Annotated in this window: 17 protein-coding genes; 5 read left to right on the top strand and 12 right to left on the bottom strand. The window is 68.0% G+C overall.

The window, feature by feature from the left end; genetic code table 11:
- Positions 1–144 precede the first annotated feature (144 nt).
- The 6 genes from AB0J12_RS10825 to AB0J12_RS10800 all read right to left on the bottom strand — a co-directional run bounded on the left by AB0J12_RS10825 (position 145) and on the right by AB0J12_RS10800 (position 7,201).
- Positions 145–1,761, bottom strand: coding sequence for a transporter (locus AB0J12_RS10825; protein WP_363263925.1), 1,617 nt, complete (start codon positions 1,759–1,761; stop codon positions 145–147).
- A gap of 4 nt (positions 1,762–1,765) precedes the next feature.
- Positions 1,766–2,131 (bottom strand): hypothetical protein, encoded by a 366-nt coding sequence (locus AB0J12_RS10820; protein ID WP_363263924.1) that lies wholly within the window; start codon positions 2,129–2,131, stop codon positions 1,766–1,768.
- Between the two features lie 375 nt (positions 2,132–2,506).
- On the bottom strand, positions 2,507–3,853 hold the full coding sequence (locus AB0J12_RS10815; RefSeq protein ID WP_363263923.1) for an FAD-dependent oxidoreductase: 1,347 nt from the start codon (positions 3,851–3,853) through the stop codon (positions 2,507–2,509).
- A 42-nt stretch (positions 3,854–3,895) separates the two neighbouring features.
- A complete protein-coding gene (locus AB0J12_RS10810; protein ID WP_363263922.1) occupies positions 3,896–4,573 on the bottom strand; it encodes a transporter in 678 nt (225 codons plus the stop codon).
- 70 nt (positions 4,574–4,643) lie between these two features.
- A complete protein-coding gene (locus AB0J12_RS10805; protein ID WP_363263921.1) occupies positions 4,644–6,284 on the bottom strand; it encodes an MFS transporter in 1,641 nt (546 codons plus the stop codon).
- A 17-nt stretch (positions 6,285–6,301) separates the two neighbouring features.
- A complete protein-coding gene (locus AB0J12_RS10800; protein ID WP_363263920.1) occupies positions 6,302–7,201 on the bottom strand; it encodes a phytanoyl-CoA dioxygenase family protein in 900 nt (299 codons plus the stop codon).
- Between the two features lie 204 nt (positions 7,202–7,405).
- Here AB0J12_RS10800 and AB0J12_RS10795 point away from each other — a divergent pair, with 204 nt between their 5' ends.
- Complete coding sequence (locus tag AB0J12_RS10795; protein ID WP_363263919.1) at positions 7,406–8,017, top strand: TetR/AcrR family transcriptional regulator; 612 nt, start codon at positions 7,406–7,408, stop codon at positions 8,015–8,017.
- A 101-nt stretch (positions 8,018–8,118) separates the two neighbouring features.
- Here the strand turns inward: AB0J12_RS10795 and AB0J12_RS10790 are convergent, their stop codons facing one another.
- The 6 genes from AB0J12_RS10790 to AB0J12_RS10765 all read right to left on the bottom strand — a co-directional run bounded on the left by AB0J12_RS10790 (position 8,119) and on the right by AB0J12_RS10765 (position 16,004).
- A complete protein-coding gene (locus AB0J12_RS10790) occupies positions 8,119–9,582 on the bottom strand; it encodes an aldehyde dehydrogenase (RefSeq protein WP_363263918.1) in 1,464 nt (487 codons plus the stop codon).
- Between the two features lie 28 nt (positions 9,583–9,610).
- Positions 9,611–10,708, bottom strand: coding sequence for a Zn-dependent alcohol dehydrogenase (locus AB0J12_RS10785; protein WP_363263917.1), 1,098 nt, complete (start codon positions 10,706–10,708; stop codon positions 9,611–9,613).
- Positions 10,709–10,776: 68 nt separating this feature from the next.
- A complete protein-coding gene (locus AB0J12_RS10780; RefSeq protein ID WP_363263916.1) occupies positions 10,777–13,185 on the bottom strand; it encodes an AMP-binding protein in 2,409 nt (802 codons plus the stop codon).
- The gene (locus AB0J12_RS10775; RefSeq protein ID WP_363263915.1) at positions 13,182–13,970 is read right to left on the bottom strand and encodes a gamma-glutamyl-gamma-aminobutyrate hydrolase family protein; all 789 of its coding nucleotides are present in this window, start codon (positions 13,968–13,970) and stop codon (positions 13,182–13,184) included. The genes AB0J12_RS10780 and AB0J12_RS10775 overlap by 4 nt, the downstream gene beginning before the upstream one ends.
- A gap of 17 nt (positions 13,971–13,987) precedes the next feature.
- Positions 13,988–15,361 carry a glutamine synthetase gene (locus tag AB0J12_RS10770; RefSeq protein ID WP_363263914.1) on the bottom strand — a complete coding sequence of 458 codons (1,374 nt, stop codon included), beginning with the start codon at positions 15,359–15,361 and terminating at the stop codon, positions 13,988–13,990.
- Positions 15,354–16,004, bottom strand: a complete 651-nt coding sequence (locus tag AB0J12_RS10765; RefSeq protein WP_363263913.1) for a hypothetical protein — start codon at positions 16,002–16,004, stop codon at positions 15,354–15,356. Before AB0J12_RS10765 ends, AB0J12_RS10770 begins: the two co-directional genes overlap by 8 nt.
- A 179-nt stretch (positions 16,005–16,183) precedes the next feature.
- Here AB0J12_RS10765 and AB0J12_RS10760 point away from each other — a divergent pair, with 179 nt between their 5' ends.
- The 4 genes from AB0J12_RS10760 (at position 16,184) to AB0J12_RS10745 (ending at position 21,004) form a co-directional block, all read left to right on the top strand.
- Positions 16,184–17,170, top strand: a complete 987-nt coding sequence (locus tag AB0J12_RS10760; protein ID WP_363263912.1) for an alpha/beta hydrolase — start codon at positions 16,184–16,186, stop codon at positions 17,168–17,170.
- 119 nt (positions 17,171–17,289) lie between these two features.
- Complete coding sequence (locus AB0J12_RS10755; protein WP_363263911.1) at positions 17,290–18,951, top strand: NAD(P)/FAD-dependent oxidoreductase; 1,662 nt, start codon at positions 17,290–17,292, stop codon at positions 18,949–18,951.
- Positions 18,948–19,334 (top strand): hotdog domain-containing protein, encoded by a 387-nt coding sequence (locus AB0J12_RS10750; protein ID WP_363263910.1) that lies wholly within the window; start codon positions 18,948–18,950, stop codon positions 19,332–19,334. Before AB0J12_RS10755 ends, AB0J12_RS10750 begins: the two co-directional genes overlap by 4 nt.
- Before the next feature lie 122 nt (positions 19,335–19,456).
- Positions 19,457–21,004 carry a long-chain fatty acid--CoA ligase gene (locus AB0J12_RS10745; protein ID WP_363263909.1) on the top strand — a complete coding sequence of 516 codons (1,548 nt, stop codon included), beginning with the start codon at positions 19,457–19,459 and terminating at the stop codon, positions 21,002–21,004.
- The last annotated feature ends 255 nt before the right edge of the window (positions 21,005–21,259 follow it).

The following is a 21,259-nucleotide window of genomic DNA, read 5'->3' as shown; positions in this document are numbered from 1 at the left end:
GAGGGCGAGGGTGAGCCCGGGTCCGGTGCCGCTCAGGTCCGGCTTGCCGGGGCAGCATCGCGATGTGCTGCGACCGAGACGGGGACATGGCGACTCGCCCTCCCCAGCCCGCTGGACCGCGACGCCGTAATAGCCAAGGCTTCGTCAAATGTTCGCAACCGGCGTTCGCCGTCCCCGCCCACTCTGACTCTGGACAGGACCGGCGCCCTTGCCCGGGTTCCTGCTGCCGACCCACCCGAGGAGGAAGGCCATCGGTACGGAAATCAGACCCGGGGTGCGGAACGGGTACCAGTTGAAATTCGCGCCCGGCAGCAGTGCGTACGCGGATCCGGAGACGGTGGGTGAGAAGATCGTGAGGACGGTGCAGAGCAGCAACCCCCCGTAGACGGACCACAACAGTCCTCTGTGGGTGAACCTCTGCCAGAAGAAGGAGTAGACGAGCACGGGGGCCACACAGGACGCCGCAACACTCATCGAGAAGATGGCCAGGAACTCGACCGAGTACCGGTGAGCGGCTGCGGACAGCGTCAGGCCCAGGGCACCCAGGACGACGATGGCCATGCGCAGCACCCGCACCTGCCGGGTGGTGGTGTCAGGACCGTCGGCTCGCGCGGACACGTCGTGAGCGAGACAGACGGCGGATACAAATATCACACTCGTCACAGTCGTGAGGATGACCAGGAAAGCGACACAAGCCACGACGGTGATCAGCGCAACGCGTGTGGTGGAGCCGTTCGGCAGTACGTGAGAGGCGAGCAGGACCGGGGATGCCTGCCCGTTGGCGTCGACGAGGCCGATGTCCCTGCCGCCGACCACAGCCGCGGCCGCGAAACCCACAGCGATCAGGAGGAGGACGTAGGCACCGGTCAGTCCCCCGGCGATGCTCATGGATCGCCGTGCCGAGCGGCCGCTGCGGGACGCGGCTACGCGCAGGATCAGGTGCGGCATCGCGACCGTCCCGAGGATCTGGACGATGTGGTCGCTGATCATGTTGAGAGGCACGAGGCTGGAGATGTGCGCCCAGAGCCCCGGTTTCAAGTAGTCGTCCGGCGCCACGCTCCTGTCCACTGCGGCTGAGAGGAGGATTCCGGAGTCCCACGAGAATTTCCTCAGGGCCAGCACCGTGAGCCCCGTGAGCGTCACCAGGGTGATGACGACCTTGACCACCTGCATGCGACTGGTGCCCTTGAGATCCGCCACCGCGGCAAAGCAGACGACGAGCCCGCCCAGCAGTACCGTGCACAGCACCTGGGACGCATCGCTCGACATGCCGATCAGCAGGGCCGCGATGATGCCTCCGGCGCGTAGCTGGAGCACGAGCAGGGGAAGCGTGATGGCGAGCGTCACCACAGCCGCGGCGATGCGCGGGGCTGACCCGGAGGCCCGCAAGGAGAAGAGGTCGCCGAGTGTGTAGTGGCCGCTGTCGCGGATCTTCTGTGAGAGGAGCAGCAGCAGTCCGAGTGCGATGACACTGTCGACGGCGGTGGCGTACCCGTCGTAGCCGAACAGGGCGATGGCCCCGGATGTCGCGAACAGTGTGATCACGGAGATCTGTTCGCCGGCCAGGGCGAACCCGTTGAAGACCGGTGAGAGGGACCGGTCGGCGATGTACAGCCGTTCCGGGTGGTCGTCGTGGGTGGCCAGGGTGAAGACCCACAGCAGGGCCAGACCGATGAAGACGAAGAAGGCGACCAGCACCGGGCCTCTTGCCGCCGAACCGATCGGGTCGGCCGGGCCCGAGCTCAGGAGGTGCAGGACCATCGCGTCACGTCCAGGACTCGTCGGCCGGAGAGACACCCGAAACCCCGGGCTGGGGCGTGCCGGACGTCAGGGACTGTTCGAGGGGAACACACAGACGCGTCGCCTGGTTCTCGTACCACCAGGTGCTGGCGACGAAGAGGCTGAGTTGCAGGATTCCCCAGACGATCCCCAGGGTGAGCCGTCCGTCCACAGGGACCGCGGCGAGCGCGCCGTCGCAGGACAGCACGACGCCGGCGGCAAGGGGCACCGCGTTGACGGCAAGAAACACCCGCTGGGCACGGTGCTCGGCTCGGCGGAGGATTTCACCGCGTTGCAGATGGGCATCCGTCGTCGGCGCACCGGCCGGCTTCTGAGCGAAGTAGGAGCGCACGGAACTCTCTTGTTGAGTAAGGGTGAGTGCGTTCAGGAGATGGTTGCGGCGACCCAGTAGTCACAGAGCGGAGGCATCTGGAACGCCGGCTCCGTGAAGCGCGTGGATCTCTTCTCCCGTAAGGCGCCGCTCCCTCAGCGCCGTCTCCTCCGGTGCGGCGACCAAGAGATCGGTGTCGGCGTCTTCTTGTGCCTCATCGCAAGGCCGAGGGAAGCCAATCCCAGCGCAAGGCCCGAAGCAGGTCGAGGCCGGGCGGCGTCGGGAGCGTGCGGAGTGTCATGGGCTGTCGGATCACCGTTGGATCGGTGGCACGGACACGCTGACGGCCTCTCGGCCACAGCGTGTCCTTCACTCCCTGCTGTGCGGCCGGAATCGTCAGGCCACAGGCGCCGCTCCTCGCCGGCCATTGCGCCGGCTTCCGTTGACCAGATCGTTGAAACGGTCGATGGCCCAGATGGTGCGTAGTCCCAGCGGGCTCATCATCATCGGACGAGGGAACTTCGGCTTTTTCATCCACACTCCCTCCAGGTCCTCGTGTCGCTTGCCGTCAACGATGCAATCGGCGATGAGGGTCCCGATGTAGGGCGCCTGAGCCAGCCCGTGACCGTTGCAGGCGATCGAGTAGAAGACGTTGTCCTCGATCTGCCCGGCAAGCGGAAGCCAGGACGAGGTGATCGCGATCCATCCTCCCCACGCACGCTCGACCGCGACGTCGGACAGGGCCGGAAACCGCGTCGCGAAGGCTCCTGCGAGTTCTTCGACGAGCGCCGGGTCCGGCTTCTTCTGCGGGAGTGGATACGTCGTGCCGCGCTCGAGCCGTCGGACGCCGAACACGATGGTGTTGCGCGGCGTCAGCCGGTAGTTCTCCATGATGGCGTGCTGGGTGACCAGTCCCGAACGACTGGTCCACCCCAGTGCCGCCAGGCGGGCAGGATCGATGGGCTCGGTCTCCACCTCGATGACGTAGATGGGCACGGAGAGCCGTGGAGGGGTGATGTCCCACTCTCCCGCGTACGCGTTCGTCGCCAGAACCACTTTGTTCGTCCGCACCTGACCTTGAGGAGTCGTGAGGACTACCTGACCGCGGTCGCGCGTGACGTCGGTGACCTTCGTCTGCTCGAAGACTCGCGCGGACGAGCCGAGCAGTGCGCGGCGCACACCCAGGGTGAACCTGCCGGGGTTCATCATTCCCCCGACCATCTCGCGCATCCCGCCGAGGAACCCGCGCGGGATGCCGAGCTCTTCGCTCGTGCCGAGTTCCACCTGGCAGCCGGCGCGCTGAAGAATCTTGGTCACACGGCGCACCCGGCCCATCTGTCCACGCGACACCGCCGCGAAGCAGTTGCCGGTCGGTTCGTAGTCGCAGTCGATGGCGTGCGTCTTGATGAGGTCTTCCACGTGGTGCGCGGCGTGCTCGGCGAGCCGGATCATGCCGGGCATCTTCTTGCGGTAGAGCAGATCGAGGAGTTGAAGGTCCCCGCCCGGAGCTCCCGCCAGTTGCCCTGCGTTTCGAGAGCTGGCGCCGTGTCCGCAGAACTCGGCCTCTAGCAGCACCACGTCCTGACCGCGTTCGGCCAGTCGCAGCGCCGTCGACATACCCCCCAGGCCGCCGCCGACAACCGCGACCTCACAAGCGAGGTCGCCGGTCAGGGCCGGCTGGATGTCTGCTGGCGGATCGACCCAGCCGCTGAACGTGGTGTACTCCACGTTGCCGGTCTTCATTGATGGTTCCCTCCGAGCGTGCTCTGATCCTTGGTGTGTCGCTCAAGCCCGAGCAGCGCTCGGCTCGTTCGAAGCCGGCTCCGCGCCCGTCGCCACGTTGTGGTTGTGCAGAGCGCGGTACGAGAGGAAGTACGTGAAGAGCTGGGTTCCCCACGTGGCGAGAGCGAGGGTGTAGAAGATGGTTCGGTATTCGTCGTCGCCCGAAATCGGGAAGAAGTCGTAGGTGACTGCGATGGCTGTCCCCGCGGCGGTGGCGAGCGCAGCACCGATGGCCAGACCCCTGGCACGGATCTTCCAGAGCCGCCGCACGAAGTAGGCGAGGAACAGGGTCGTGAGCGCGTTGACGACGACGTAGAACGTTGCCGGGCCGACGTGAAGCTCATGGCCGCGGAACTGCTGGAGATACAGGCCGGCGGCGATGGCGAGCGCGAACGCGGCGATGTCGGCTGCCAACGTCGGCTTGTACCGGTGTGTGACGCGCATCAGGCCCATGACGAGGATCAGGGTGATGCCCACCGATCTCGAGAAGGCATCGAAGAAGTACGCGATGTCGTACAGGAAGCTGCCCGGGTCGCCTCCGAGGAGGGACCAGGCGAGGAAGTTCGAGCCGGACGTGGCGACGATGATCCATTCGAGACCGAGCAGGTAGTTGCCGTACCGCCGGATGAATTTCCATCCGAAGTAGAAGCCGGCGAAGATCATCCACAGATCGGCCAGCATGAAGAGCAGTTCCTTCATGGTTCTCGCTCCTTTGAGGTGGGGCCCGATGTGCTGAGAAAAAGCCCTGCGGTCAGCCGAACATGTGCTGTTCGAGCGCGGCCTTGAAGCCACCCCTGTGCCGCAGTCGCGAAAGCGCCGTCGCGAGGATGACCAGTGCGGGGAAGATGAGCGAGACCCAGTAGGCCGTGGTGTATGCCTGAGCGCTCGGCATGTGGGCGCCTTCGAGGAGGTAGTCCGACGCCTTGAGGTTCACCATCGAGGGGTTCAGTTTGCCGGCCGTCATGCCGGCGACGTCCGTCGAGTGGTACACGAATCCCGATGCGTTCAGCAGGATCGTGACGACCGCGGCACCGATCGCGATCCCGATGGCCATGACCGTACCGGGCATTCCGGCCGCCATACCGGCCTTCTCCTCCGGGACGACGAACTGCGGTATGGCGAAGGCCGCGCTGTAGCCGGCACGGCTTCCCAGGCCGATGACGCCCGACGCGACGGCGTACTCCCATGGCCGGTCATGAGCAACGGCCAGGAACAGCAGGCCGGCCGCGCAGACCGCCGCGCCGCCGCTCAGGATGACGCCGGGGCGACCGCGAGCGATGAGCCTCTCGGAATACTTGCCGCTGATGAACATCGTCAGCGCGAACGGCAGCATGATCAGGCTCGTCTTCAGCGGGTCGTAGGTCAGGCCGTACTCCGCGAACTTCGTCGACCAGCCCGTCAGGCCACCGTTGGTCGAGACGGGCAGGCCGTTCGGGGTCTGCGCGTAGTAGTTGGCCAGCACCAGGAACGCGGCGTCGATACAGCCGAAGAGCCCGGCCGACAGGCAGGCCGTGGTGACGTAGGGCGTGCGCAGTACCGCAATGTCGAAGACCGGCTTGGTGGACCGGCGCTCCGCGAAGACCCAGGCGACCGCCGCGACCACGCCGACGAGGAGGATCACCGCGCTGTTCCTGCCGACGGTGCTGTCGGGCGGCGCGCTCAGGGGCAACAGGACAAGCGCCACCCAGCCGATCAGCCACATCGTGTTCACGACGCCCAGACGGCCCCTGGACTGCGGTGGAGAGTTCGGCACGACCACCAGCAGGGCGACGGTGGTGATGACGAAGAGCGCGGCCAGGACGTAGTAGAAGGGGGCGATCGACAGGCTCGGCAGCGAGCCGTCCGCGTTGAGGTGGGTGGGCAGCGGCCAGATCCGCACGGAGATCCCGCCGCCCACCATGCCCAGCACCACACCGCTCCCGGTGGCCATGATGAGGACCATGACCGCCGTCGACACGCCGTTGCCGGGCAGGTGCCGACGCAGGAAGCTCAGCGGCAGGAACTGGGCGGCGCTGCCGAAGCCGAGGAGCGCCGATCCGATCACCAAGGCGACGTAGTTGTCGGCGATCGCTGCGACCAGTGCGCCTCCCACGAGAAAGCCGCCGGCGAGCAACGCCATCGCGCGCTCACTCAGCATGTCGGTCAACCGTGGGATCAGCACGAAGCCTGCGCCGCCACCCAGCGTGAGTGCGCTGAAGATCCAGGTCGCGGCGCTCACCGAGTTGTGCGCGTAACCAGAGGTGATCAGGGGCAGGAGCGGGGGCACCATGAAAGCGATCGCGTTCGTCACGGTGGCCAGCAGGGCGGCGACTGCGATCAGTGCCCTCTTGTTGGCCGCGACACGGGCCGGAGCCTCGGCGTCGGTCCGGCCGAGTGTTCCTTGGACGTCCATGGTCTTTACCGGCTTTCTCAGATGTGTCCGGGCAGCCCGGCGCCGATGGCTGTGTAGTCGTCGCGGCTGAGCAGGTCCTTGGGGTCGGACATCTGCCCACCGACCTCGACCCACCCGACGTAGTGCTCCGAGGACCAGTCGAGGGCGCGCTGGATCTCCTCCGGGAACGACCGGATCTGCTCGAGCGTGTAGGTGAGGAAGTGGTTCTCCTCGGGACGCAGGAAAGCGAGGTCGTAGCCCGTCGACAGGCCGAAGCGGTACTCGTCCGAGGTGGTGTTCCGGCCGCCACCGTGGTAGGTGGAGCCGATCCAGATGAGCGCCGAGCCGGCCTTCATCTCGGTCGGGACGGCCTCCTCGAGTCGCGGCGCGCGCTCGTCGTCCCACAGGTGCGAGCCCGGAATGACGAGGGTGCCGCCGTTGTCGGCGGTGAAGTCGCTGACCGCCACCATGATCTGCACCCGCGCTTCGCGCTGGTAGGTGGGGTGCCGCCACAGCCAGACCGAGTCGTCGCGGTGGAGCGGCTGCGAGCCCTGTCCCGGGCCGATCTTGATGGCCATCGTCGCGCCGATGTGCATACCGGCGGGAAAGGGCACCGACTCCTCACCCATGTGGACGTTGATCGGCTTGCTGAGGATGCGCTCGGCGACGCCTCGGAACAGCGGGTTCAGCGCGATCGTCGCCATGTGCTCCGTCCGCGCGAACAAGCCGCATGCACGCTTGGTCCTGTTGCCGGCGAACACCTCGTCGTGGCCCGTGTCGACCCCGTCCAACACGGGGTCCAGGTCCTTCTTGATGCCTTCGATCGTGGCCTCGTCGAAGAGCCCTTCGATGATCACGCCGCCGTCTCGCATGATCACCTCGACCGCGGCTTCTGCGGTGACGTCGGGAGTGAGACGCGCGAGTTCGTTCTTCGTCATGACAGGTCCGTTCTTGTCGGAGAGCCGGCCGCACTGGAGGGGCGCCGACCGTGCGATCTGCCCCGTACGCTAAGGCAAAGTTAGTCATCCGTTCAAGACGTGTGACTAAGAAATTGGGCGGCTCAAGTTCGGGCAAAGTGTTAGGATGAGACTTGACTTAATCAATCGTCCGACTATGTGGACGCCTTGCAATGGGAGGATTTCGTGGCACGTCGGATCCCCGCAGCCCAGCGGCGCAGTGACTTCATCAACGCCGCCGTGGAAGTCATCGCGATCCACGGCATCGAGGGCGCGACAACCCGGCGGATTGCCGAGCAGGCCCAGGCGAACCTGGCTCTGCTGCACTACTGCTACGACTCCAAGGAGGACCTCTTCGCCGATGTATACGAGTTCGTAGCCGGCAAGTTCCGCGAGGTGCTGACAGCCAGTGATCCGCACTCGGACTTCACGGCCACAGCTCGCCAACTCCTGCGCGGTGTCATGGAGTTCTACCTCGAGTCAGCCAGCTTCACCGCGGCCACACTGGAACTCATCAGCTGGGCGGGGCGTCAGCACGGAGACCGCGGTATCGCGGTCTACGACCAAGCTCTTGAAACGGTGCGCGCTGTGCTGCGGGGCGCCGGCTCCGACCATCCGGTCGAACCGGAAACCATCAATCAGGTCGCCTATGTCATCGCTACGTTGGCCGACGGCTTCGCCCTGAACTGGTACACCTACGGGGATCGGTCCGCCGCAATGGAGCAGATGGACATCTCCGTCTCTGTCCTCGACAGTTGGCTCGCGGCCCGGCTCGGATCTGCGCCCGCGGGGCTGTGAGGACCCCCCCTCGGCATTGCGGACCCCGGGGTGAGCGCACCGAGGAGTGCACGGTCGGAGGCACAGGGTCGGGCCTCCGACAGATCATGTGTGGTGTTGATTCACAACGGCAGGTCGGGCGAGTCCACGCCGACGACCCGGTCACCGCAGAAGACGCGTACCGACTCCGCCGGCCCGTGCCCGCCGATGCCGGCCTTGCCCCAGAAGCTCTGAGCCGACTCCTCACCGAGGTCGGCGAGCTTGGCTCCGTTGACGCGCACCTCGCCGGAGAGGATGCGGGAGCCGACGTCGATCGCGCGGTCGGTGTCGGCCCCGAACACATAGGCATCGAGCCCCGAGGGGTTGGCGTTGGCGAAGTGCAACGCCTCCTCGTCGGAGTCCACGGCGTGCAGGGAGACGACCGGCCCGAACAACTCGGCGTTGGCCTGAGCCGGATCGGCGCCGGCGGCGATCGTCGGCGACAGGAAGAAGCCGTCGAGCTCGGGCAGCCGGGCGGGCCCAAGGATGGTCGCCCCCAGGTCACGGAGCCCCTGGATTCTGCTCTGCAGGGTCTGGAAGTGCGGCGCATTGGAGATCGGGCCGATCTCGGCGTTCTCGTCGAGCGAGTGACCGACGACGAGCTTGGAGATCCGCTCGGTCAGCGCCTCGAGAAGAGGGCCGACCAGGCTGCGGTGAGCGAGGATCTTGCCCGGCCCCTCACACCACTGACCGTTGAGCTTGGTCATGCCGTCGAGGATGCCGTCGGCGGTGACATCGAGGTCGGCGTCGTCCAGCACGAGCACCGGATTGTTGCCGCCGAGCTCCAGCTGCAAGACCTTGAAGTCCTCCGCGGCGGCTCGCGCGATGGCGCGGCCGGCACCCGGTCCGCCGGTGAACGAGACGACCTTGACGCGCGAGTCCGCAGTCAGCCTGGCGCCGACGTCGCCGCCGCCGTGCACCAGCTGCAGCGCGCCGCTGGGCAGGCCCGCCCCGACGAAGCACTCGATGATGATCTGCGCGCTGCCGGGCGCGTGCTCCGAGGGCTTGAGGATGACGGGGCAGCCCGCCGCCATCGCGCTGGCGATCTTGGCCGCGGGAATGAAGCTCGGGCCGTTCCACGGCGTGAGGATCGCGGCGGGCCCCCACGGCACCTTGTAGAGGCGGACGTCGCGGCCGCCGGCGGCCAGCGCGGTGACGCGCGGGATGTTCACCAGGTCCGACGCCGACGCCCGGATCCTCGCGGGCAGGAAGGCCGCGACCTTGCGCGTGACGCTGATGGGCGTGCCGCTGGTCAGCGAGTCCGTCCGCGCGATGTCCTCGGCACGGGTCTCGAGGAGCTCGGCGACGCGCTCGAGCATGTCGGCGCGCTCATGCCGGGCGTCCTCGTCCCAGCGGCCGATGTCGTACACGCGCTCCGCGTGCCGCAGCGCCCGATCGAGATCGTCGGGTGCCGTCGTGACGAGGCGGTGGACGGGCTCGCGCGTGTTGGGGTCGACGTTCCAGACGTCGTCGACCGTCGGGCACTCGCTCCAGTCGTCGGCGATGTAGTTCACCGGCTGGGGAATCGTGATCTCGTTGCTCGCCATGGAGCTCACCTCTGCGTTCACTCGTCGGTCAGGACTGGAGATCGACGACGATGCGGGTGACGTCACCGGACTTCATCGCCTCGAAGCCCTCGTTGATCTCGCCGAAGGGGATGACCCGCGTCACCATTTCATCGAGCAGCAGGCGTCCCTGCTGGTACAGGCACGCGAGCTGGAGTATGTCCTGCCGCGCCTGACCCGAGCCCATGTAGGAGCCGATGAGTCGCTTCTCCTCGAAGAAGAAGTCCGATGCCGGGATGCTGAGCTGGGTCCCTCCGGGCGCGATCCCGACCAGGCACGCGGTACCCGTCGGGCGCAGGACGGCCACGGCCGTCGCCGCGGTGCGGGCCGAGCCGACCGCCTCGAAAGAGTAGTCCGCCCCGTCGCCCAGATGGTGGTGGAGTTCTGCGACGACGTCGCCGCCTGAGGCATTGATGACGTGGGTGGCGCCGTAGCCGCGCGCGGCCTTGAGGCGTTCGTCGTCCAGGTCGATCGCGACGATCGCCGACGCGCCGGCGAGCCTGGCTCCCTGGATGATGGCCGATCCGACCCCGCCACAACCGATGACCGCCACAGTGCTGCCGGGCCTTACCCGAGCGCCGCGGAAGACGGCGCCGACTCCGGTCACGACGCAACAGGAAAGAAGGCATCCGACGTGCAGCGGTACGTCGTCGGGGAGCTTCACCAGGGCGTTCTCACGCATGAGGACGTGCCGGGAGAACGCCCCGATGTCGCCGAGCCGCTCGATCGGCCGGCCGTCCATGGTCCGGAACGCCGGCCGCGGACGGCGGCGTATCTCCTCGACACGCCGGCACTGGGTCGACCGTCCCGCCTCACAGTTGACGCAGCGGCCGCACGAAGGGGTCAGCGCGCCGACCACGCGGTCCCCCGGACTCAGGCCGGACACCTGCGCCCCGACCGCCTCGACCACGCCCGCCACCTCGTGCCCGACCACCACCGGCAGGCCGGTCGGAACCGTCCCCGTCATGTAGTGCAGGTCGCTGTGGCACAGCCCCACGTTCGTGACCGCGACCCGCACCTCGTGCGGTTCCGGGTCGTCCACCCGGATGACGGTCAGCTCGAGTGGCTCGTTGACCGCGGTGAGTACCGCGGCCTGGGTGTCGATCATGTCGACGTCCCCTCTGTCGGTTCCTGTGCATTGGTCTGTTGAAGGTGCGGGCGAGCCCGGGGCGGGGCCTACGCGCCGTTGGCCTTGGCGGACCAGAAGCCCTTGATCCCGGCACTGAGGACGCCGCTGTCCCACGCCTTCCTCGCAGCGAGGTCCTCACGGGCGAAGGCCGCTTCGATCTCCTCTGCCGGGGGGCGCAGGAGAGCAAGGTGGAGGGCCGTCGTGTTTCCCTTGGGCGTCCACTCGATGACGGTGTCGATGGCCCGGCCGATCAGGGCGTCGGGCTCGACGATCTCGTCGAGGAGCCCGATCCGCAGCGCCTCTTCGGCTCTGATCCGGGGCGATCCGAGCACGAGGCGCATCGCATGGCTCCCGACGAGGCGCCCGAGCAGCACGCTGGAAGCGTTCGAAATCGTGATGCCCCGGCCGTTCTCCGGCTGGTAGTACTCCGTCGCCCGGGTTCCGATGCGGGCGTCGCAGCACAGGGTGATCTCCGAGGCTCCGCCGACCGCGAGTCCGTTGACGGCCGCGACGACGGGTACCTGCGTCTGCAGGATGGCCCGGGTGATGTCGTGGAAGCTCTCGAACGCCTCGTGGAGTTCAGCGTCCGTGGACGGCGCGCTCTGGAGGTCCTCCCCCGCGGAGAAGGCCCGCCCCTCGCCGGTGAGGACGATCCCGCGCACGCTGTCGCCGGTGCCGAACTCGCGGATGACCGTCGCCAGCCGCAGCCGGGTGGCGACGTCCATGGCGTTGAGCTTCTCGGGGCGCCGGAGCGTCAGCACGGCCACGCCCCGCATGACGTCGACGTCGAGGAATCCTCCGCCGGATGCGGCAGGTGCCACCGTCTTGTTCCGTCGGGCACCGAGGTCGTGGGTGATGCCGGGTTCGGCTGCGGCGCGGGCTGTGAGGGCCGGCTTGGAGATGCGTTCGGACGGCGTCCGGGGGAAGTCGGCGACGAACTCCACATAGCGCGGCACCTTGAAGCGAGCGAGCTCTTTGCCGGCCCGCTCGACGATCTCCTCAGCCGTCGCACGATCGGCCGGCACGCCGGCCGCCAGCTGGACGAAGGCCTTCACCTCCTCACCGAGGACCTCGTCGGGTTCGGCGACGACCGCGGCCGCCACGACCACGTCGTCGCGCTCCAGGGCGGCCTCGACCTCGACGCTCGCGACGTTCTCGCCACCGCGACGCACCATGTCCTTGATCCTGCCGACCAGTTGGATGCCCTGGTCGGGCCGTCGGACGACGACGTCACCGGTATGGAGCCAGCCGTCCCGCAGAACCCTGGCCGTGTCCTCGGGGCGGTTCCAGTAACCGCTCATCATGGGCTTGCCCGAGATGAGCAGTTCACCGGGATCGCCGGCCGGTACCTCGATGCCGTCGGGGCCGACGACGCGGACCCTCTTGGTCGGCACCGGCTGCCCCAGGCTCCCGCTCCCGACGGCGTCGGCGTCGCTGAACGGGCTGAACAGGTCGACACCGGACTCGGTCATCCCGTAGATCTCCCGCCACGGCGCACCCCATCGTTCCTCCAGCTGCGCGTGCAGGGAGACGGGAATGCCCGAACAGAGCACCTGGCGTACGGCGTTGTCGCGGTCCTCCGGCGTGGGCGGCTGCTTGAACAGCAGCGTGGGCATCGACCCGAGGACGTAGAAGAAGGTCGCCCGGTGCCGGCGGACGTCGGCCATGAAGGTCGACGCGGAGAACCGGGGCAGCACGACCAGCGGAGCCCCGATCGTGAGAGCGAGCGCCGTGTTCCACTGCGGGTCCATGTAGGAGAAGGGCTGCGCCGTCAGCAGCACGTCCTCGGAACCGAGTCCGGTCGCCGCCGCGCAGGTCCAGCCCAGCCGGACCCAGTAGTCGTGGGTGAGCATGCACGCCTTGGGAAAACCGGTCGTACCGGAGGTGTACTGCAGGTTCGCCAGCGTCCCGGCATCGACCGGTGCCACCGGCGCCCTCCGCGGGAAGGGCTCGGACCCGTCGTCGGCGACGTCGACGACACGAAGGCCGGTGAGCACGTCCTCGGTCGCCATGACGTCGGCGATCAGCCCGGCCCGTTCGGAGTCGGTGAACACGACGCGTGCCCCCGAGTCCCGCAGGACGAAGGCGAGGTCACCCCGCCGGTAGGAGGAGTTGATCGGCACTGCGACCGCTCCGGCCTTGAGGGCGGCGAGCCACACGACGGGCCACTGCACGACGTTGGGGAGCATGATCGCGACACGGTCGCCCGGCTGTACGCCGTCGAGCTCGATCAACCGGTGTGCCAGCCTGGAGGTCCATGCGTCGATGTCGCCGAAGCTCCATGACCGTTCGCCGAAGCGCAGGAACTCCCGTTCCGCTGCGTCCTGTGCGCGCCGTGACAGCAGCTCCGTCAGGGTCGGGACGGTGGGGTCCGCGCCCATCTGCTCGGGCTTCACGACCGGCAGGGGACGCGAGTGCGTGCGACCGGCTTGTTCGACTGCCACGTTCTCCGTCATCGCAAGCTCCTGTGCGTCTGTTCACCGCGGTGGGCCGCGAGCAGCTCCGCCGCGGCCCGCACGATCCACGTCATCGTCGGGTCCGCGCTCTTCATCCACTCGGGGTGCCACTGGACTCCGAGGACCGGAGCGCCGGGGAGCTCCACCGACTCGATCACGCCGTCGCTCGTCCGTCCGGTCACGACCAGGCCGGTGCCGCAGCGGTCGACGGCCTGGTGGTGCCAGGAGTTGGTCAGTGCGTGTTCGCCGAACAGGCCGGCGGCGACCGAGCCCTTCTCGAAGGTCACGAGGTGATCAGCGGTGCCGTCGGTGGGTGCGGCCTCGGTGGACAGGTGACTCACGGAGCCGGGCGGAAGATCGGCGATGAGTGTGCCGCCGAGGGCGACGTTGAGCACTTGCAGGCCGCGGCACACACCCAGCACGGGAATGCCCCGCTCCAGCGCGGCTCGGACGAGGGCGATCTCGTACTCGTCCCGAGCCACGTCGTGGACCATCGGGTCCGTCCGTGGGTCGATGTCGCGGACCACTGCCGTGTCGCCGCCCCAGCATGCCGGATGGACGTCCTGTCCGCCGGTGATCACCACACCGGACAGCCACTCGCAGATGTCCGTCGCGTCGGTGTCGTACGACAGGTGCACGGGGAGTCCACCGGCCTGTGCGATGCGGCTTGCGAAGTCCGCCATGTAGCTGTCGGTGCAGCGGTCGCCGTACCGCTCGTCGGCTCCCTTGAGCAGGTGCAGCCGGTACCGCCGCCCGGTGATGCCGATCACCGGGCGTACCGTCACGGCCTTCTCACGCCCGCTCACGGCAGTTCGAAGTAGCGAGTCGACTCCCACTCCGAGAGCTCGGCAAAGGGGTCACCGCCGGCGGTGTGGAACTGCATCCACTCCCACTTGCGCGACGCGATCCAGCAGTCGACGAACTCCTCGCCGAGAAGGTCGCGGAGGATCGGGTCGGCCTCCAGGGCCGCCGCGGCCTTCGTGATGCTGTCCGGGATCCGGTCGACGCCCAGGCCCGGCGGCAGACACCACGCCATCTCGGTGACCTGCTGGGGCGGGTCGATCTTCCGCTCGACACCGGCGATGACGCCGGCGAGCACGCCTGCGAGCGCGAGGTAGAGGTTCGCGTCCGCGCCCGGGAGGCGGTACTCGAGACGGGAGTACGTGGGGTGTCCGCAGACGGCGCGTACCGCGGCGGTCTTGTTGCTGATCCCCCAGCTGATCGTGACCGGCGGTCCGCTGAGGTCGACGAGCCGCCGGTACGACGTGATCTGCGGCAGCACGATCGAGGTGTTGCCCTCCATCGTCGCCAGCAGCCCGCCGATGGCGTGCAGCATCGTGTCCGACGGTCCGTTCTCGGCGTAGAACGCGTTCGCGCCGTCGCGCTGCAGGGAGAGGTTGATGTGGGATGCCTGGCCGTAACCGGCGGTGGGCTTGGCCATGAAGGTCACGCTGTGCCCGCGCTCGAACGCGACCTCGCGCATGATCTGGCGGGTCCGTGCCCAGGCGTCGCCGACCTTGATCGGGTCGCCCGGTGCGAGGTTGAGCTCGATCTGACCGGCGGCGTCCTCGTCGCTCCAGGCCTCCCATTCGATGCCGACCTCATCGAGGCGGTCGGCCACGGCGTTCATGTAGTCGGTCCAGTCCCTCGACTTGGCGAGGTGGTATGCCGTGCCAGCGCTGCCGCCCAAGGGGGTCAGGTCGCGGTACCCGCGGGCGCGCGCCTCGTGGATCGACTCCTCGAAGACGGTCGCCTCGATCTCGACCGCGACGGTCGCGGTGAATCCGTGTCCGGCCAGACGCTCGACCATCTTCCGCACGAGGTTGCGCGGACAGAGCGGGACCGGTGTGCCGTCCTTGAGCCAGTAGTCGCCGATGACCGAGTCCAGGCCCGGCTTCCACTCGACCAGGGTCGACATGTCGGGGCGGAGGTAGACGTCGTCGAGGTGGCCACGCCAGGCGGGGTAGGCGGAACCGAAGGTAGGAAGGTTGCCGAGGTCGAGGCCGAACAGGAGATCCGCGAAGGGGAAACCCGCCTCCTTGCCCGCGGCGAACTTCTTGGGCGAGACGTTCTTGCCGAGGAAACACCCCTCGGGGTTGGTCGCCTCGAGCCGGACGGCTCGCGCGCCGGAGTCGCGAAGCGGCGCGCTCGTAGCGGTGGTGCTGAGGTCAGACATCGAAACGAACCTTCCAGGAGGCGCCGACCATCACGGACAGCTGGGACATGGTGCCCTGGATGCCCAGGGCACCCGAGGACAGGACCGCGACGAGGTCGTCGGCACCGGAGAACACGCCGGCGAGCGTCTCGGGAGCCCCGGCGATCAGGTACTGCGTGGCGCCGTCGCCGAGCACGGCCTGCTCCAGGCCCTCGGGCCCCTCGGTGACCGCGATCAGCACGTCGGGGATGCCCGGCAGGGAACGTGTCGCGTCCCAGAACCGCTGAGCGGCCTCCCGCCACCCGGGCAGCGGCGGCGTGAGCGCCTGCAGGACACCCCCGGCCAGGTCGGCGTCACCGGAGGGATCCGCCGTCGGCTCGAAACGCGCGTTGAGGTCGACGGTGAGGGCGGCGTCCGGCTCGACCAGCACTCCGCTGGACACGTCGATTCCGTTGTCACCGAAAATGATCGTCGCGGCCTGGGGCGTGTCGTGGGAGTGAATCGCGACAGTGCCGGTCGACCTCTTCAGGGCGTCGACAGCATGCCCGGTCCGGACGGAGTCGCGCAGCGTGCGGCCGATCAATCGCACGAGGGGACTGGCATCGTCCTCGATCCTGACGTCGACCTCTGCGGCGCCCGCCGAGGTCGATGGGGGGGCCGTCATGGTTTCGGCCATCCTTCGGTCCTTTCGACTTCACGGACCACGCGACCCGTAGGGGCGCCGCACGGTCTCTGGGAATCCACGATTTCTTAGTCATTTGACTCAATCGCGTGACTAGGATGGTGGGGCACGGACCGCAACGTGTCAACACCTCTCCTCACCCCTTCGGAAAGGCCCCGCGCATGACCAAGTCCGTTCCATCGAGCTGGGAGCGCCTCGACGCCGACGCGCTGCTCGTCGCCCAGGCCATCGCCGAGGCGCTGCCCATCCCCGTCCGCGAGCTCGGAGCCCAGGCGGCGCGCGAGCTGCTCGCGAGCACGCCGTCCGACCGTCCCCTGACGCCCCTCGACCGGGTCGAAGCGGTGATCGTCCCGACGCGTTCCGGACCACTGCGGGCGCGCCTGTACCACCCACCCGGCTCGCCGGCCGAGGATCTGCGACCGACGCTGCTGTATCTGCACGGCGGCGGATTCGTACTCGGAACCCTCGACGGAGTGGACGAGGTCTGCCGCGCCATAGCCGCCCGGTCCGGGTGGGCAGTGCTCTCCTTGGAGTACCGGCTCGCCCCTGAGCACCCGTACCCGGCGGCCCTCGAGGACTCGCTGGACACGCTGGTCTGGCTGCGCGGGTCAGCCCAGGATCGGGGCATCGACCCGGGCATGATCGCCGTCGGCGGCGACTCCGCGGGTGGCAACCTCGCCGCTGCGCTCTGCCTCCACCTCCGGGACCGCGGACTTCCGCTCCCCGTGTCGCAGGTCCTCGTCTATCCCGCGGTCGACGACCGGTTCTCCACGCCGTCCTGGACCCGGTTCGCCGACGCGCCCCTGCTGACCGCGGCCGATGCCCGCTGGCTCTGGGGGCAGTACATCGGCCCCAACCGCCAGGGCGGCGTCGATCAGTACGCGGCCCCCATGAAGGCCGCGTCCCTGCGCGGGTTGCCGCCGGCCCTGGTCCTCACCGCCGAGGTCGACCCCCTGCGTGACGACGCCGAGGCGTATGCCGAACGACTGCGGCACGACGGCGTACCTACTACCGCCATTCGCCACCCGGGCGTGTTCCACGGCTTCTTCACCGAGGTCGGTGTCTTCGCCCGGACCGACGCTGCGATCGACGACGTGGTGCGGCATCTGCGCGGCAGCACCGCCGCCCGTGCCGCATCGACTTCCTGAGGGCCGCCGGGCATTGACGAGGTCACGGCCGGTAGCTACATTCTTAGTCACTCGACCTAGACAAATGACTATCTCCGTGCCGTCCGTCAGCCACCCTGGACCACGAGAAGGCAGAGCCCATGACTGACTCCTCCTCCACCGCCCCGGTCGTCGACGTCCTGTGCGTCGGCGCCGGGTTCTCCGGCCTGTACGCCGCCTACAAGGCGGCCGAACAGGGCTGGACGTTCGCCGGGTTCGAGACCGCCCCCGACGTCGGCGGCACCTGGTACTGGAACACGTATCCCGGGGCCCGATGCGACGTCGAGAGCATCTACTACTCGTACTCGTTCAGCGAGGAACTCCAGCAGGAGTGGTCCTGGAGCGAGCGCTTCGCCCCGCAGGCGGAGATCCTGAGCTACATCAACCACGTCGCCGACCGCTTCGACCTTCGCCGGCACTTCCGGTTCAACTCCAAGGTGGTCGCGGCCAACTGGCTTCCGGAAGACCACCTGTGGGAGGTGACCCTCGACTCCGGCGACACCCGCCGTGGCCGCTACCTCCTGGCCGGCTCGGGCGGACTGTCGACACCGAAGGAATTCGACGTGCCCGGCCTGGAGAACTTCACCGGGCTGACCGTGTCGACGAGCCGCTGGACGATCTCGCTCGACGACCTCGCCGGCAAACGGGTCGCCGTCATCGGCACAGGATCGTCGGGCGTGCAGTGCATCCCGCTCATCGCCGAGGTGGCAGAGCACCTGACCGTGTTCCAGCGGACCCCCAACTACGTCTTCCCCGCCCGCAATGCCTCGCTGCCCGCGGAGACCGTCGCTGAGATCAAGGCCAAATACCCCGCCATCCGCGAGGAGTGCCGGCAGTCCCCCGGCGGAATTCCGGACCGCCCCGTGACCGACTGCGCCTTCGACGTCTCCGACGAAGAGCGTCAGGAGCGCTACGAGCGGGCCTACGAGCGCAGCGGGTTCCTCGGCGTCGGTGCGGAGTTCGCCGACCTGCTCACCAACCCGGAGGCCAACGAGACCGCCGCGGAGTTCGTGCGTCAGAAGATCCGTCAGATCGTCCACGATCCGCGGACCGCGTCCCTGCTCGAGCCCCGGTTCCACCCTCTGGGCGCCAAGCGCAGCTGCTTCGGCACCGACTTCTACGAGACGTTCAACCGTCCGAACGTCTCGCTCGTCTCGCTGCGCGACGAGCCGATAGCGACCATGACCTCCGGCAGCATCATCACCGAGAGCTGCTCCTACGACGTCGACGCCGTCGTTCTCGCGATCGGTTTCGACGCCTTCACCGGACCCCTGTACGCGCTCAACGTGACGACGCCCGAGGCAGGCACGCTCCAGGACGCGTGGCGCGACGGCGTGCGCACGTACCTGGGCGTCATGACCGCCGGATTCCCCAACTTCTTCATGATCGCCGGCCCGCAGAGCCCCGCGCTGGCGAGCAACGTCGTCGTGACGATCGAGCAGGCGGTCGACTGGATCGCCGACCTGATCGCCCATGCCAAGGAAGAGGGTGGCGACGTCATCGAAGCCACTCCCGAGGCCCAGGACGACTGGGTGACCATCACCGAGGCCACGGTCAACCAGACGCTGTACGCGACCACCGACTCCTGGTACCGCGGTTCCAACGTGACCGGCAAGCCGACCACCTTCCTCGGCTACGTCGGCGGCGTCGGCAAGTACCGCCGCATGTGCACCGAGATCGCCAAGCGCGGCTACCCCGGCGTCAGGATCGGCGGAGAGGCGGTTGCCCCCGGGATCGGCCGCATCGATGAGGAGATCGCGTGAAGGTCGTCCACCAGCGGTACGTCGCCTACTCCGATGCCCACTACGCCGGCAACCTGGTCGACGGCGCGTTCAGCCTGAAACTGTTCGGGGACGCCGGGACGCATCTGGCCATCGCCGTCGACGGCCACGAAAGCCTGTTTGCCGGGTATTCGTCGGTCGAGTTCCTGGCCCCGGTCCGCGGCGGCGACGTTATCGAGGTCGAAGCGCGTCTTGCTTCCAAGGGGACCCGGAGCCGGACCATCGACTTCGAGCTGCGCGTCATCTGCCGTGCCATCGACGACACCGGCCGGGCCGAGGTGCTGGCCGAACCCGTCGTCGCCACTCGTGCTCGGGGGACAGGTGTGGTCCCCGCCAACACCGGGACGGCGAACACCCGGCTCTAGAGACCCGTCAGCCATGCCCTCGACCAGGGCGGCTCTTTGTCTCGCTCCATCCGCATGGGGGCGCATGCGTCCCGGGCCGAGTCCTCATGGATCCACCACCCACCGACATCGAGAGAACTCCCATGCTGAACCTGTCAGTCCTGCTCGAGGACTCCGCCCGCTCGTTCCCCGACCGTGACGCGTTGGTCCTGGGGCCCACTCGGCTCACGTACGCACAGGTGGACGCCGCGGCCAACCAGGTCGCGAACCTCTTGGTCGCGCGCGGTATCCAGCCGGGCGACAAGGTGGCCCTGAGCTGCCCGAACCTGCCGTACTTCCCGATCGTCTACTACGGGATCCTCAAGGCCGGTGCGGTCGTCGTACCCCTCAACGTGCTGCTCAAGTCGCGCGAGGTCGCCTACCACCTCGCCGACGCGGACGTGAAAGCGTACTTCTGCTTCGAGGGCACGCCCGAGCTGGCGATGGCGGCGGAGGGCCACGTCGGTTTCCAGCAGGTCGACGGCGCCGAGCACTTCTTCGTGATCACCGCCGACGCGGCCGCCCCCAGTCCGATCGCCGGCACCGAGACCCTGGGTCAGGCCGTCGCCGGGATGAGCCCTGTCTTCGAGTCCGCCGTGACGGAGCCCGGCGATACCGCGATCATCCTGTACACCTCCGGCACCACCGGGCAGCCCAAGGGGGCCGAGCTGTCCCACGCCAACACGATGATGAACGTGGTGGCCAACAACCGGCTTTTCCAGAGCGAGCCGGCGACCGACAGTCACGTCGTCTGCCTCCCGCTGTTCCACACCTTCGGCGCCACCGTGCAGATGCACGCCGGGTTCTCGATGGCGGCAACGCTGCACCTGGTCCCACGGTTCGACGCCCACGCGGTGCTCGAACTGATGGACCGGGAGATCATCACCTTCTTCGCCGGCGTGCCGACCATGTGGTGGGGTCTGCTGAACGCGCTCACCGACGACATCGACGTAGGCCGCATCGCGGACAACCTCCGCATCGGCATCTCGGGCGGCGCCTCCCTGCCGGTGGAGATTCTCCACCAGGTCAAGCAGCTCTTCGGCGTCACCGTCATCGAGGGATACGGACTCTCCGAGACCTCCCCGGTGGCCACGTTCGGCGACCGCAGGCTCCGGCCCCGACCGGGCTCGATCGGCACCCCGATCTGGGGTGTCGAGCTCAAGCTCATCGCACCCGACTGGACCGAGGTGAGCAAGGTCGGCGAGGTCGGAGAGATCGCGATCAAGGGGCACAACGTGATGAAGGGCTATTACAACCGTCCCGCAGCGACGTCCGAGGTGATCCGCGACGGCTGGTTCCGCACCGGCGACCTGGCACGCAAGGACGAGGACGGCTTCTATTACATCGTCGACCGGTCCAAGGACCTCATCATCCGGGGCGGCTTCAACGTCTACCCGCGTGAGGTCGAGGAAGTCCTGATGACCCACCCTGCGGTCAGCCTGGCCGCCGTCGTCGGCGTACCCCACGACAGTCACGGCGAGGAGATCAAGGCCTTCGTCATCCTCCGGCCCGGCGCCTCTGTCACCCCCGGCGAGCTCGTCGCCTGGGGCAAGGAGCAGATGGCCTCCTACAAGTACCCGCGCATCGTCGAGTTCGTGCCGAGCCTGCCGATGACGGCCACCGGAAAGATCCTCAAGCGCGAGCTGGTCTGAGCCCGCCGAACACACGGACGCAACATTCGTGTTGAGGTCCAGAGCCTTGAGCTCCTGGAACGCGAGATCGAAGCGGCCCGCCGCACCGGCTACGCCCCCGGTGTCCTGTGGTAGCGCCTGCCCCAGCTGCACACGGCGGAGGAACTGCACGGCCGGCCGACCCGCAGGCGGTACCGCCAAGAGCCACCGGACGAGCTATTCCATGGTCATGAGAATCGCCGGTTTGGCTAACCGGCGATTCGCTGCCATGTTGCG

Origin of the sequence: Streptomyces sp. NPDC049915 (assembly GCF_040656475.1) — a bacterium.
In the GTDB taxonomy this organism is placed as follows: Bacteria; Actinomycetota; Actinomycetes; order Streptomycetales; family Streptomycetaceae; genus Streptomyces.
Note: the sequence above shows the minus strand (reverse complement) of the source record. Positions and strands in the feature narration are given on the sequence as shown.

Excerpts from the sequence above, each read along its gene's own strand:
- AB0J12_RS10780 (WP_363263916.1), bottom strand. The coding sequence starts at position 13,185 with ATGACGGAGAACGTGGCAGTCGAACAAGCCGGTCGCACGCACTCGCGT.
- AB0J12_RS10805 (WP_363263921.1), bottom strand. The coding sequence starts at position 6,284 with ATGGACGTCCAAGGAACACTCGGCCGGACCGACGCCGAGGCTCCGGCC.
- AB0J12_RS10755 (WP_363263911.1), top strand. The coding sequence starts at position 17,290 with ATGACTGACTCCTCCTCCACCGCCCCGGTCGTCGACGTCCTGTGCGTC.
- AB0J12_RS10785 (WP_363263917.1), bottom strand. The coding sequence starts at position 10,708 with ATGATCGACACCCAGGCCGCGGTACTCACCGCGGTCAACGAGCCACTC.
- AB0J12_RS10765 (WP_363263913.1), bottom strand. The coding sequence starts at position 16,004 with ATGACGGCCCCCCCATCGACCTCGGCGGGCGCCGCAGAGGTCGACGTC.
- AB0J12_RS10760 (WP_363263912.1), top strand. The coding sequence starts at position 16,184 with ATGACCAAGTCCGTTCCATCGAGCTGGGAGCGCCTCGACGCCGACGCG.
- AB0J12_RS10815 (WP_363263923.1), bottom strand. The coding sequence starts at position 3,853 with ATGAAGACCGGCAACGTGGAGTACACCACGTTCAGCGGCTGGGTCGAT.
- AB0J12_RS10810 (WP_363263922.1), bottom strand. The coding sequence starts at position 4,573 with ATGCTGGCCGATCTGTGGATGATCTTCGCCGGCTTCTACTTCGGATGG.
- AB0J12_RS10745 (WP_363263909.1), top strand. The coding sequence starts at position 19,457 with ATGCTGAACCTGTCAGTCCTGCTCGAGGACTCCGCCCGCTCGTTCCCC.
- AB0J12_RS10800 (WP_363263920.1), bottom strand. The coding sequence starts at position 7,201 with ATGACGAAGAACGAACTCGCGCGTCTCACTCCCGACGTCACCGCAGAA.
- AB0J12_RS10770 (WP_363263914.1), bottom strand. The coding sequence starts at position 15,361 with ATGTCTGACCTCAGCACCACCGCTACGAGCGCGCCGCTTCGCGACTCC.
- AB0J12_RS10825 (WP_363263925.1), bottom strand. The coding sequence starts at position 1,761 with ATGGTCCTGCACCTCCTGAGCTCGGGCCCGGCCGACCCGATCGGTTCG.
- AB0J12_RS10790 (WP_363263918.1), bottom strand. The coding sequence starts at position 9,582 with ATGGCGAGCAACGAGATCACGATTCCCCAGCCGGTGAACTACATCGCC.